Source organism: Micromonospora sp. NPDC005254 (assembly GCF_042872525.1).
GTDB lineage: Bacteria > Actinomycetota > Actinomycetes > Mycobacteriales > Micromonosporaceae > Micromonospora.
The window spans coordinates 985,992-999,078 of the sequence record NZ_JBIAKM010000001.1 but is presented as its reverse complement, the minus strand read 5'-3'; the positions used below and the strand labels follow the sequence as shown (position 1 = coordinate 999,078).

General features: G+C 72.3%; 9 protein-coding genes and 1 pseudogene. 4 read left to right on the top strand and 6 right to left on the bottom strand.

Annotated features, from left to right (window positions below):
- Positions 1-213 precede the first annotated feature (213 nt).
- The 6 genes and pseudogenes from ACFYPR_RS04805 to ACFYPR_RS04780 all read right to left on the bottom strand — a co-directional run.
- Positions 214-1,180, bottom strand: a pseudogene (locus ACFYPR_RS04805) (arginase family protein); the annotation flags it as partial.
- An 85-nt stretch (positions 1,181-1,265) separates the two neighbouring features.
- Entirely contained in the window at positions 1,266-2,189 is a 924-nt protein-coding gene (locus tag ACFYPR_RS04800; RefSeq protein WP_354856966.1) for a tetratricopeptide repeat protein, read from the bottom strand.
- A gap of 163 nt (positions 2,190-2,352) precedes the next feature.
- Positions 2,353-4,041 (bottom strand): methylmalonyl-CoA mutase family protein, encoded by a 1,689-nt coding sequence (locus ACFYPR_RS04795; RefSeq protein ID WP_355066052.1) that lies wholly within the window; start codon positions 4,039-4,041, stop codon positions 2,353-2,355.
- 95 nt (positions 4,042-4,136) lie between these two features.
- A complete protein-coding gene (locus ACFYPR_RS04790; protein ID WP_355066050.1) occupies positions 4,137-4,547 on the bottom strand; it encodes an Asp23/Gls24 family envelope stress response protein in 411 nt (136 codons plus the stop codon).
- A gap of 94 nt (positions 4,548-4,641) precedes the next feature.
- Positions 4,642-5,646 carry a methylmalonyl Co-A mutase-associated GTPase MeaB gene (gene meaB / locus ACFYPR_RS04785; RefSeq protein WP_354856960.1) on the bottom strand — a complete coding sequence of 335 codons (1,005 nt, stop codon included), beginning with the start codon at positions 5,644-5,646 and terminating at the stop codon, positions 4,642-4,644.
- Entirely contained in the window at positions 5,643-6,842 is a 1,200-nt protein-coding gene (locus ACFYPR_RS04780; protein ID WP_354856959.1) for an acetyl-CoA C-acetyltransferase, read from the bottom strand. Before ACFYPR_RS04780 ends, meaB begins: the two co-directional genes overlap by 4 nt.
- Before the next feature lie 62 nt (positions 6,843-6,904).
- Here ACFYPR_RS04780 and mce point away from each other — a divergent pair, with 62 nt between their 5' ends.
- From mce to ACFYPR_RS04760, 4 genes are all read left to right on the top strand, one after another.
- Positions 6,905-7,378, top strand: coding sequence for a methylmalonyl-CoA epimerase (gene mce / locus ACFYPR_RS04775; protein ID WP_387258596.1), 474 nt, complete (start codon positions 6,905-6,907; stop codon positions 7,376-7,378).
- A gap of 346 nt (positions 7,379-7,724) precedes the next feature.
- Positions 7,725-9,080: a crotonyl-CoA carboxylase/reductase gene (gene ccrA, locus ACFYPR_RS04770; RefSeq protein WP_354856955.1), complete on the top strand. Its 1,356-nt coding sequence runs from the start codon at positions 7,725-7,727 to the stop codon at positions 9,078-9,080.
- A 285-nt stretch (positions 9,081-9,365) separates the two neighbouring features.
- Entirely contained in the window at positions 9,366-10,628 is a 1,263-nt protein-coding gene (locus tag ACFYPR_RS04765; RefSeq protein WP_354856954.1) for a cell division protein DivIVA, read from the top strand.
- Positions 10,629-10,805: 177 nt separating this feature from the next.
- Positions 10,806-13,037, top strand: coding sequence for a hypothetical protein (locus ACFYPR_RS04760; protein ID WP_387258594.1), 2,232 nt, complete (start codon positions 10,806-10,808; stop codon positions 13,035-13,037).
- The last annotated feature ends 50 nt before the right edge of the window (positions 13,038-13,087 follow it).

Below are 13,087 nucleotides of genomic sequence, written 5' to 3'. Positions count from 1 at the left end.
CCGCGCCGATCGACGAACGGACGCCGGAGGGACCGACGCCGGCAGACCCGACGCCCGGGGGCTGACTGCCGGAGGCGTCGCCATCGGAAAGGTCGTCGCCGCCGCGCTCGTCAACCCGATCGGGGCCGTCGCGCCCGGCGAGGCGCGCGGCACGATCGAGCCCATCACGCCCGGCGAGCCGCTCGCTGGCGGTCGCGGCCCGGCCGTTGCCACGCCGCGGGGAGGGCGTGGGCCGGGGCGACAGCAGTCGGGGTGGCACCGCCTCCGGGGCGGTGACCGGGGCCAGGCCGGCGACCACGGTGTTGACGATCTCGGCGGCGTACGAGCCGTCCGGGTCGTAGTCGGGGTCGAAGACGGTCAACTCGACGCCGAGGCAGTGTGGGGTGTCGACCAGGCCGGCGAGCAGGATCTCCAGCTCGGCGAAGGCGATGCCACCCGGGTCGGGGGCGTCCACGGCCGGCATCACCGCCGGGTCGAGCACGTCGACGTCGATGTGCACCCAGTAGCCCGCGCAGTCGGCGAGCTGCTCGTGCGCCCACTGGGCCGTCCGGGCGGCGCCCTCGGCGCGCAGCGCCGGCACCGGTCGGGTGGTGATGCCCGCGGCCTGGAGGTCGAGGCGGTACTCGTCCTGCGCCCGGATGCCGAGCACCACCACGTCGATGTCGCGGAAGTAGGGTCGACGGCCCTCCAGCGCGGCCAGGTCGGCCTGCCCGCGCCCGGTGACGAGGGCCAGGTCCTCCCCGGCGGCCGCGCCGACGTAGGAGGCGTTGCCGGGGTGCCGGAAGTCGGAGTGCCCGTCGACGAAGACCAGCCCGATCCGCCCGCCGACCGCCTCACCGAGGCGGTGCATGGCCAGCGCGGAGCCGAGCAGCACGGAGCAGTCACCGCCCAGCACCACCGGGAACTCGCCCCGGTCGATGATCGAGCCGACCCGCTCGGCGAGGGCGAGGGAGTAGTCGGCGATCTCCCGGGCGTGGCACACGCCGTCACCGGGCCGCCAGTCGCCGGGGTCGTACCGGGGTGGGGTGACGCAGCCGGCGTCCCGGGCCCGCAGCCGGGCCAGCAGGTCGTGGTCGCGCAACGCGCCGGGCGCCTTGGCGCAGCCCGGCACGGAGGTGGACGTCGGCGGTCGCAGGCCGAGATTTGTCGGCGCGTCGAGGACGGCGATCCGGCGCATCATGAGCTCCCGTCCTCGGTGGTCGGGCGGGCCGGCGAAACGCCGGCCCGCGCTGGCGTACTACGAACTCACGATCCGTGCGGCGAACTCAGAACAGGGCGCTGGCCAGGGCCCGTCGGGCCGAGGCGACCGCCGGGTCGTCCGGGCCGGCAATGGAGAACAGCGACACCAGGTGCTGGCGGACCGTCTCGCGGTCCTCACCGGCGGTCCGTCGGACCAGGCCGACGAGCCGGGCGTACGCCTGCTCGGCCAGGCCGCTGAGCACCTCGATGTCGGCGGCCAGCAGTTGGGCCGCGACGTCGTCGGGGGCGCTCTCGGCGGCGGCGAGCGCGGTGGCCGGGTCGGCGCCGGCCACCCGGCGGGCCACGCCGACCTGGGCCAGGCCCGCCGTGGCCGCGGCGTCCGCCGGGGCGTCGGCGAGGATCTTGCGGTACGCCTGCTCGGCCGCGTCCAGGTCGCCGCTCATGAGCGCGTCGTCCGCCTCGTCGAGGCGCGGGTCCTCCGGTTCGGCGACGGCCACGCCACCGGCCTTGAGCACCGCCTGGATCCACTGGCGAAGTTGGGCCTCGGGCACCACACCGGAGAAGGCGTCGATCGGCTGGCCGCCGACGACCGCGTAGACCATGGGGATGCCCTGGACCCGGAACATCTGGGCGATCCGCGGGTTTTCCTGCACGTCGACCCGGGCGAGCACCCAGGTGCCACCGCTCTCGGCGGCCAGCCGCTCCAGCACCGGGGCGAACTCGTCGCTCTCCGGGAAGCCGGCCGCACCGAAGAAGACGATGACGGGCATGGCCATCGACCGTTCGAGCACATCGGCCTGGATGGTCGCCTCGGTGACGTCGACGATGGCGGCGTTGCCGCCGGCGGTCTGCGCGCCGGGCACGCCGGCGGACGGGCCGCCCTGCGGGGGTGTGCCGGGGCGGGTACTGGCTGGTGCGGGGCCGCGCAGCGTGCTGAGGTCGACCGCGCCGCGGGTGAAGATCGACGAGGTGATCCGTGGGTCGCTCATGGTTACCTAGTCTCGCACGCGAGCCCGGAATCCCGGCTCACCCACAACTGCGACGTTGCGACTCTCACGCCCCATTCCACCCCCGGCGATCGGGCAGTTCCGCCGCCGAGACGGGGCGTCCGTCCGGCAGCGACCGCGCGATCGACGGGGGTGGTGGTATGGGTCAGAAACGGGCGGGTTCGCGGTAGGTGCCCCACTCGGCCCGGAGGGCGTCGCAGATCTCGCCCAGGGTCGCTTCGGCGCGGACCGCGTCGAGCATGGCGGGGATCATGTTCTCGTCGGTGCGGCTGGCCTCGACCATGCGGGCGACCGCGGCCTTGACCGCGGCGTCGTCGCGTCCGGCCTTGCGCTCGGCGAGCACCCGGCGCTGCTCCAGCTCCACCTCGTGCGAGATGCGCAGGATCTCCAGCTCCTTGGCGACCGTGCCGGTGTGGCAGTTGACCCCGACGATCTTCTTGTCGCCCTTCTCCAGGGCCTGCTGGTAGACGAATGCCGACTCGGCGATGTGCCCGGTGAACCAGCCGTCCTCGATACCGCGCAGGATGCCGGAGGTCATCGGGCCGATCTGGTGCGGCGCGTCGCCGCCGAGCTGCCGGATCCGGGCGAAGATCTCCTCCGCCTCGGCCTCGATCTTGTCGGTCAGCGCCTCGACGTACCAGGAGCCGCCGAGCGGGTCGGCCACGTTGACCACCCCGGTCTCCTCCATCAGCACCTGCTGGGTACGCAGGGCGATCTCGGCGGACTCGTCGGTGGGCAGCGCCAGGGTCTCGTCCAGCGCGTTGGTGTGCAGCGAGTTCGTTCCGCCGAGCACCGCCGCGAGCGCCTCGACGGCGGTGCGTACGACGTTGTTGACCGGCTGCTGGGCGGTCAGCGAGACCCCGGCGGTCTGTGTGTGGAACCGCAGCCAGAGGGCCTTCTCGCTGGTCGCGCCGTAGACGTCGCGCAGCCAGCGGGCCCAGATCCGGCGGGCGGCGCGGAACTTGGCGATCTCCTCGAAAAAGTCGAGGTGCGAGTCGAAGAAGAAGCTCAGCCCCGGCGCGAAGACGTTCACGTCCAGGCCGCGCGAGAGGCCCAGCTCCACGTAGCCGAAACCGTCGGCCAGGGTGTACGCCAGCTCCTGCGCGGCGGTCGAGCCGGCCTCGCGGATGTGGTAGCCGGAGACCGACAGCGGCTTGTAGCGCGGGATCTCCGCCGCGCAGTACTCCATCAGGTCGCCGATCAGGCGCAGGTGCGGCTCGGGGTCGAAGAGCCACTCCTTCTGCGCGATGTACTCCTTGAAGATGTCGGTCTGCAGCGTGCCGTCCAGCTTGGACAGGTCGGCGCCCTGCCGCTCGGCGGCCACCAGGTACATGCAGAACACCGGCACGGCCGGGCCGGAGATGGTCATCGAGGTGGTGACGTCGGCCAGGTCGATGCCGTCGAAGAGCGCCTGCATGTCGGTGGCGGTGTCGATGGCGACGCCGCAGTGGCCGACCTCGCCGAGCGCCTGCGGGTCGTCCGAGTCGCGGCCCATCAGCGTCGGCATGTCGAACGCGACCGACAGGCCGCCACCGCCGGCGCCGAGGATCATCTTGTACCGCTCGTTGGTCTGCTGGGCGTTGCCGAAGCCGGCGAACTGCCGGATCGTCCAGGTCCGCCCGCGGTAGCCGGTCGGATGAAGACCCCGGGTGTACGGGTACTCGCCCGGCCAGCCGATCCGCTCGAAGCCCGGGTACGCGCTGCCCTCCGGCGGCCCGTAGACCGGCTCCACCGGCATCCCGGAGAGCGTGGTGAAGTCGGCGTCCCGCTTGCGCGCGGAGTCGTACCGGGCCTGCCAGCGTGCCCGTCCGGCGTCGATCTCGTCGGCGTCCATGCGCAGGGCTCCTCCTCGGTTCCTCGACTGCACGTCGAGTGTAGAGCCCTGGCCTGAACGATCGCTAAGTAAGCTCGTACCGACGAGTAACCAGGTCAGAGCGTGGGAGCGGCGGAAGCGCCCATCGCCACGTCGTCCACCCGGATGTTGACCTCGTCGACCCGCAGCCCGTACGCCTCGACGGCCTCGGTGACCCGGGCCCGCACCTGCCCGGTGATCTCCGGCACCGGCTGACCGGCCTCGATCACCAGCACCAGGTTGACCACGGCGGCGTCGCCGGTCACGTGTGCCGAGCAGCCCCGCCGGGCGTCGCCCACCTGGTCCAGCCCGACCCGGTCGAGGACGGAGTTGAAGAACCGGGCGACGTCGCCGCCCAGCTCGGCAACCCCGGGCACCGCGCGAGCCGCCGCGACGGCGATCTTCTCGATCACCTCGTCGGCGACCTGCGTCGTGCCGCCGGCCGGCGCCGTCGTCGCGCTCAGCTCCTGGGTCGCCTCGTGATCCATGCCCACTCCCCCTGCTCCTCACGCCGACCCCACCGCCGTGGGGCGGTGCGAGCCTACAAGGGTCGGGCAGCGCAGGGCTGTCCGGCGTGGACGGTCACCGGGCGAGCTGGGCGAGCAGGGTGTCCGCCGCCGCGTACGGGTCGAGACCACCCTCGGCCACCGTGGCGGCGAGCGTGCTCAGCTCCGTACCGTCGCGCAGTGAGCCGATCCTGGCGCGGAGGGCGCCGAGCGCGATGGCCTCGATCTCGGCGGCGGCCCGCGCCTCCTGGCGGCGGCGCAGCTCGCCGTGCTCGACCAGCCAGCCCCGGTGCTTGTCGATGGCGGCGGCGATGTCGTCGATGCCCTCGCCCCGGGCCGCGACCGACCGGACCACCTGGGGCCGCCACTGGCCCGGGCCGCGCTCACCCAGGGCGATCATGCCCTGGATGTCGCGGACGGTGGCGTCGACGCCGTCCCGGTCGGCCTTGTTGACCACGAACACGTCGGCGATCTCCAGGATGCCGGCCTTGACCGCCTGGATCGCGTCCCCCATGCCGGGGGCGAGCAGCACGAGCGTGGTGTCGGCCAGCGAGGCGACCTCCACCTCGGCCTGCCCGACGCCGACGGTCTCCACCAGCACCACGTCACAGCCGGCGCCCTCCAGCACGCGGACCGCCTGCGGTGTCGCCGCCGCCAGCCCGCCGAGGTGCCCCCGGCTGGACATCGACCGGATGTAGACGCCCGGATCGGTGGCGTGGTCCTGCATACGCACCCGGTCGCCGAGGATCGCCCCGCCGGTGAACGGGCTGGACGGGTCGACCGCCAGCACGCCGACCCGGTGCCCACGTGCCCGCAGCGCGCGGACCAGCTCGTTGGTGGTGGTGGACTTGCCCACCCCCGGCGAGCCGGTGAGCCCGACGACCTGGGCCTGCCCGGCGTACGGCGCCAACGCGGCGGCGATCGCCGGCAGCAGGGTGTCGCCGTTCTCCACCAGGGTGATCAGGCGGGCCACCGCACGGGGGTCACCGGTGCGGGCCCGCTCGACCAGCAGCGGCACGTCCCGGCTGCGGCGCACGGACGTGGTGGCCGCCGCCGGGACGCCCTCGATCGCATCGCTCACTGTGCAGCCGCTGCGCTTCCCGGCACGTGGATGATCAGCGCGTCGCCCTGGCCGCCGCCGCCGCAGAGAGCGGCCGCGCCGGTGCCGCCGCCGCGCCGCTTCAGCTCCAGGGCGAGGGTGAGGACGAGACGCGCACCGGACATGCCGATCGGGTGGCCCAGCGCGATCGCGCCGCCGTTGACGTTGACCTTGTCGGGGCTGATGCCGAGATCGCGGGTGGACTGGATGCCGACCTGCGCGAACGCCTCGTTGATCTCGATGAGATCCAGGTCCTCGACGCTCAGGCCGCCCTTCTTCAGGGCGTGGTTGATCGCGTTGGACGGCTGCGAGTGCAGGGAGTTGTCCGGGCCGGCCACGTTGCCGTGCGCGCCGATCTCGGCCAGCCAGGTCAGGCCCAGCTCGTTGGCCTTGGCCTTGCTCATGACGACCACGGCGGCGGCGCCGTCGGAGATCGGCGAGGAACTGCCGGCGGTGATCGTGCCGTCCTTGGCGAAGGCGGGACGCAGCTTGGCCAGCGACTCGACGGTGGTGTCCGGGCGGATGCCCTCGTCGTCGCTGATGACCAGCGGGTCACCCTTGCGCTGCGGGATCAGCACCGGGGTGATCTCCTCGGCGAAGTGGCCGTTCTTCTGCGCGGCGGCGGCCCGCTGGTGGCTGGCCGCGGCGAAGGCGTCCTGCTCCTCGCGGGAGATGCCGTGCTTCGTGCCGAGCCGCTCGGTCGACTCGCCCATGGAGCAGCAGTCCCAGGCGTCGCTGAGCCCGTCGTGCGCCATGTGGTCCTTGACCACCACGTCGCCGTACTTGTAACCGGTGCGCTGGCCCATCAGCAGGTGCGGGGCGTTGGTCATCGACTCCATGCCGCCGGCCACCACGATGTCGAACTCGCCGGCCCGGATGAGCTGGTCGGCCAGGGCGATCGCGTCCAGGCCGGAAAGGCAGACCTTGTTGATGGTCAGCGCCGGCACCGACATCGGCACGCCGGCCTCGACCGCCGCCTGCCGGGCCGGGATCTGCCCGGCGCCCGCCTGGAGCACCTGGCCCATGATCACGTACTGGACCTGGTCCGGGCTGACGCCGGCCCGCTCCAGGGCCGCCTTGATGGCGATTCCGCCGAGCTTGGTGGCCGGGAGGTCCTTGAGGTTGCCCAGCAGCCGCCCCATCGGGGTCCGCGCGCCGCTGACGATCACCGAAGCCATGCCTGCCTCCGAGGGGGGTGCCGAGCTGTACGCCTTAACGATTGTTCGGCCAGACTAGCGCCATGGCTGAGAACTCCCCCGTCGAGCCCGGTGCGGACTACGTCACAGACATCGGGCTTCGCAAGATTGACCACGTCGGCATCGCCGTCGCCGACCTGGATGCCGCGATCGACTTCTACCAGCGGACCTTCGGGATGCGCTGCGTACACACCGAGACCAACGCCGAGCAGGGCGTACGGGAAGCGATGCTGACCGTCGGGCCGACCGCCGAGGGCGGCTGCGTGCAACTGCTGGCCCCGCTCACCCCGGAGTCGACGATCGCGAAGTTCCTCAACCGCAACGGGCCGGGCGTGCAGCAGGTCGCGTACACCGTGGCGGACATCGACGTGGCCTGCGCGGCGCTGCGCGAGCGGGGCGTACGACTGCTCTACGACGCCCCGCGCCGCGGCACCGCCGACAGCCGGATCAACTTCGTGCACCCCAAGGACGCCGGCGGCGTCCTGATCGAACTCGTGGAACCCGCCCCCACCCACTGACCCGCCCACCGACCCGCCCACCCCGGCCCACTGACCCCCGCCCATCCCCGGCCCACTGACCCCCCCGCCCATCCCCGGTGGGTCAGGGAGTGGGTCGTGGGTGGGGCAGGGGGGTGGGCGCGCACGTCTGTGCGTGGTTGGCGGGGCGGCCGGGCACCTTCACGCATTGGTGGATGCAGTTTTTCACAGAGGACTTCCCGCCCTAGCTACCGTTCAGTAACGTCCCGGCCCACAGGAGCGCGACCGGGGCCGGATGTGTCGAATGCCGACATGGTGGTCGTGTCCATCGGCCCCGACGATGGCAGCACCCGGCCCGTGCGGGTGCGGGGACGAACCGGAGGTCACCGTGCAGGACATCCTCGAAGCGATCATGGCGGCGGAGGAATCGAACGATCCGGACCGCGAGCTGGCGGGCGTCGCCGGACTGCCCGTGCCGGAGAGTTACCGAGGCGTGGTCGTCCGCGCCGAGGAGGCCCGGATGTTCGACGGCATGGCCACCCGGGACAAGGACCCTCGCAAGGCGCTGCACGTGCAGGAGGTGCCGACGCCGGAGCTGGCGCCGGGCGAGGCGCTCATCGCGGTGATGGCCAGCGCGATCAACTACAACACGGTGTGGACCAGCATCTTCGAGCCGGTGTCCACCTTCAAGTTCCTCCAGCGCTACGGCCGGGTCTCCGAGCTGACCCGCCGGCACGACCTGCCGTACCACGTGGTCGGCTCGGACGCGGCCGGCGTGGTGCTGCGTACCGGCCCGGGGGTGACCCGGTGGGCGGCCGGCGACGAGGTCGTCGCGCACTGCCTCTCCGTCGAGCTGGAGGACGCCGCCGGCCACGACGACACCATGCTCGACCCGCAGCAGCGGATCTGGGGCTTCGAGACGAACTTCGGCGGCCTAGCCGAGCTGGCCGTGGTCAAGGCCAACCAGCTGATGCCCAAGCCGCGGCACCTGAGCTGGGAGGAGGCGGCCAGCCCCGGGCTGGTCAACTCCACCGCGTACCGGCAGCTCGTCTCACACCACGGCGCCAACATGAAGCAGGGTGACGTGGTGCTGATCTGGGGTGCCTCCGGCGGCCTCGGTGGGTACGCCACCCAGATGGCCCTCAACGGGGGCGCGATCCCGGTCTGCGTGGTCTCCTCGCCGGAGAAGGCCGAGCTGTGCCGCCGGATGGGCGCGGAGCTGGTCATCGACCGGGCAGCCGAGGGCTTCCGGTTCTGGAAGGACGAGCAGACCCAGGACCAGGACGAGTGGCGGCGCTTCGGCGAGCGGATCCGCGAGCTGACCGGGGGCGAAGACCCGGACATCGTCTTCGAGCACCCGGGACGGGAGACGTTCGGCGCGAGCGTCTACGTGGCCCGCCGTGGCGGCACCATCGTCACCTGCGCGTCCACCAGCGGGTTCCAGCACCAGTACGACAACCGCTACCTGTGGATGCACCTGAAGCGGATCGTGGGCAGCCACTTCGCCAACTACCACGAGGCGTGGCAGGCCAACCGCCTGGTCGCGCTCGGCAAGGTGCACCCGACGGTGTCGCGTACCTACCCGTTGGAGCAGACCGGTCAGGCCGCGTACGAGGTCCACCGCAACGCGCACCAGGGCAAGGTCGGGGTGCGCTGCCTCGCGCCCGCCGACGGGTTGGGCGTCCGTGACGGGGAGTTGCGGGCCCGGCACGAGGAAGCGATCAACCGGTTCCGGGGGCACTGAGCGGGCCACCGGCCGGACGGATGAGCAGCCGGTGGCCAATGCGGTGATCGGCCATTGTTCTTCCACCCCCATTAGCGGGAACCCATCCGGATCGAACAAAGGGCCACGGGGCGCACCCGTGGCCCTTTTTCGTGTCACGCTGCGTGGCGCCCGTCCCGCCCGGGACCTGCCAAGATCGCCGATTGGTCCGGCCTCGGCGGCCAGGTCAGTTGACCATGTAATGAGGACACGAAAGCTCCGCACCGCTCTTGCGAAGCACCCTGGGGCGTCTGCCAGTATGTCCCAATGCCCCAGCAGCAGTCCTCCCCTCTCGCGTTCTTCGATAACGCGAACTCGCAGCCAGATTTCACCGTTGGCCTGCGCGGATACAACACTCACCAGGTCGATGACTTCATCGGCCGGATGACCGCCGCGCTGACCCAGTCCGAGCAGGCCCGTGCCGAGGCTGAGCAGCGGATGAACGACGCCCAGCGTCGCCTCCGCCAGGCCGAGCAGCGCATGAGTGCGCTGGAGCAGAAGCTCACCGACACGAACAAGCAGCTCGAAGAGAACAGCCGGCCCACCCTCTCCGGGCTCGGCACCCGCGTCGAACAGATCCTCCGGCTCGCCGAGGAGCAGGCCAACGACCACCGCAACGAGGCCAAGCGCGAGTCCGAGGGCATCCTCTCCGCCGCCCGCCTCGAGGCCCGGGAGATCACGGACAAGGCCCGCGCCGAGGCCGCCGCGATGAAGGCCAGCGCCGAGCGCGAGGCCGGCAACCTGCGCACCGCCGCCGAGCGCGAGGCCGCCGAGGTCCGGGTGCAGGCCCGCCGCGAGGCCGACACGCTGCGCGCCGACGCCGACCGCGAGACCAAGCAGCTGCGTACGGTGACGGCGCACGAGGTGGCCGAGCTGAAGTCCACCGTCGAGCGGGAGGTGGCCACCCTCCGGGCCACCGCCGAGCGGGAGATCACCCAGCACCGCTCGAAGGCCGCCCGCGAGGCCGAGGAGAAGCGCGCCGAGGCCACCAAGCTGCTCACCGACGCACGGGACAAGCGCGACAAGGACCTGCAGGCTCTGGAGCTGCAGCTGGCCGAGCGGCGCGAGAAGGCCGAGCGCGAGGAGTCCGAGCGGCACGCCGCCCAGGTCGCGCAGACCCAGAAGATGGTCAGCGAGGCCGAGCAGCGCGCCCGGGCCGCGCAGGAGCGCGCCAAGGAGATCGAGCAGCGCGCCGAGGCCCGCCGGGTCGAGTCGGAGCGCAACGCCGCCGAGACCATCGACAAGGCCAAGGCGCACTCCGAGAAGACGCTCAACGAGGCCAAGGCCGAGTCGCAGCGCCTGCTCACCGAGGCGCGCACCGAGGCCGAGCTGACCACGCAGGCCGCCCGCCGCGAGGTCGAGGACCTCACCCGGCAGAAGGACGCGGTCACCTCGCAGCTCGGTCAGATGCTCTCCGGGCTCGCCGGCATCGTGCCCGGCATGCCGGCGGCGGCTGCCCCGGCGGCCAAGCCGGAGGCGAAGAAGACCGACGGCGGGCAGGAGCGGGTGACCGCGGAGACCGCCGGCTGACGCGAGGCGTCAGGTCGGGGCATCGACGGCGCGAGGTGACACCGGGTGACCGGTGTGACCTCGCGCCGTGTGCGTTTCCCAACCCTTGGTGTGGCGCCCTCGCCACGGAGTGAAGTAGGTCCCACAAGGGGCGTCCGTATCGCCCCAGCAGGGGGCGATGCGTGTGAGGATGGGGGCATGTCGCACGGCGAGGAACTGTTCGCTCTCGGCGGGGACGTGACCACGGAGCCCAGCTTCGAGTCCGCTCTGCGGGGGTACGAGAAGAAACAGGTTGACCGGTACGTCGCGCGTGCCGAGCACGAGATCGCGACCCTCGCCGCCGAACGGGAACAGGCCTATACACAGATCCACAAGCTCGCCGGCCAGGTCGAGGTGCTGCAACGGGATCTGACCCAGGTCCGCAAGCAGATGAACGTGGTGGACCGGGCCTCCTTCCGGCACCTGGGTCCCCGCGTCGAGTCGATCCTCACCCTCGCCGAGGAGCAGGCCGAGCAGATCCTGTCGGCGGCCAACGAGGAGATCGACGCCCGTCGCGCCACCGCCGAGCACATCATCGAGGAGGCCCGCGAGCAGGCCGCGCGGGCGTTGAAGGACTTCGAGATCGCTCTCGCCGCCCGGCGCCAGGAGGAGGAGCGGCACAGCGCCTCCCGCCGCGCGGAGGCGGACGCGACCCTGCGGTCGGCCAAGGACGAGTCGGCGAAGCTGCGCAAGACCGCACAGGACGAGCTGGCCAAGGCCCAGCAGGAGGCCACCCACCTGCGGGACACCGCCAAGGAGATCCACACCCGGGCACAGCAGGAGGCCACCAAGCTGCGCGAGGCGGCCCGCGAGGCGCTGACCACCGCCCGGCAGGAGGCCGGCGAGCTGCGCGAGGCGGCCAAGGAGGTGCACGCCAAGGCCCAGCAGGAGGCCAAGCGGCTCACCGACACGGCGACCGAGGCGGGCCGGGCGACCCACGCCAAGGCCCAGCAGGAGGCCAAGCAGATCATCGACGACGCGTCGATGGCCGGCCGGGCCACCCGCGCCAAGGCCCAGCAGGAGGCCGAGCGGCTGACCACGCAGGCGTCCGAGTCGGCCAAGCGCAGTCGGTCCGAGACCGAGGCGTACGTGCAGCGGATGCGCAGCGAGACCGAGGCGTACGTGCAGCAGTCCCGGGCGCAGACCCAGCAGGAGCTGGGCGCCTGGCGAGCCGGCGTGGAGCAGGAGGTCAACTCGCGGCGCGAGGCGGCCGACCGCGAGCTGGCCCAGCGACGGTCCACCGCCGAGCAGGAGTTCGCCAAGCGGCGCGACGAGCTGGACAAGCAGCACGAGTCCCGCAAGCAGGAGCTGGAGTCCACGTTCGCCAACCGCCAGCAGGAGCTGGAGTCGGGTTGGGCTGCGCGCAGCGCCGAGCTGGAATCCGAGTTCACAGCCCGCAAGAACGAGCTGGAGACCGAGTACACCGCCCGCAAGAACGAGATCGAGCAGGGCGCCGATGCGATCCGTCAGGCGGCCGAGCGGGACGCGTCGGCCCTGCGCCAGCGCGCCGAGACGGAGTCGGCCGAGCTGTTGAGCCGCGCCGCGACCGAGGCGGGTGACAAGCGCCGCAAGGCCGACGAGCACGTCGCGGCCTCGCGCCGCCAGTTCGAGGAGTACGCGGCCACGACCCAGCAGCACCTGGCGACCACGCAGCAGCACCTGGCGGCGACGCAGCAGGAGGCCGCCGCCGGCCGGCAGCAGCTCGCCCACGTGATGTTGGAGATCGCGCAGGCCCAGCAGCAGCTCGCCGACCTGCGGCAGGAGACCTGGAAGGCGCGGCAGGAGTCCGACGAGCTCGAGCGGCAGATGGCCGAGGTGCGGTTGCGCAGCACCACCGGCCCGATCGACGGCCCGACCGCACCGGCCACGGACGACCGCCCCGACCCGACGGCCGCGACCACGCCGGCGGGCGGCGAGGCCGCCACCGGGTCGGGTATCGGTGACGATGACGCCGGTGCGCCCGTCGCCGCCGGCACGGCGAGCGACCTCACGATCGAGCCGGACCACGCCGGTGCGCCGGTCGCCGCCGGCACGGCGAACGGTCTCAAGAGCGAGCCCGACGACGCCGGTGCGCCGGTCGCCGCCGGCACGGCGAACGGCCGCAAGGCCGAGCCCGACGATGCCCGGGAGCCGGCGAACGCCGCTGCGGGCGGCGAGGCCGGGCAGTCCACGACCCGCCCGGTGGCCGAGCCGGTGACCACTGTCGACGGCGGCGCGGCCAGCGCCGGGGTGGACGGCGAACCGACCGTGGCGGCCGTTCCGGGCGAGGGTGGCCGGGGCGCCAAGCCGACGAAGATCACCAGCACCGGTGAGAACGGCAAGCGCCCCAGCAAGCCGACCACCGACGAGCGCAGCGCCAAGCCCAGCAAGGTCACGATCGAGAAGGACTGACGGGCACCCACCCGTCCGAGCTTCGAGATCTTGGACAGTTTCCGTTCAAC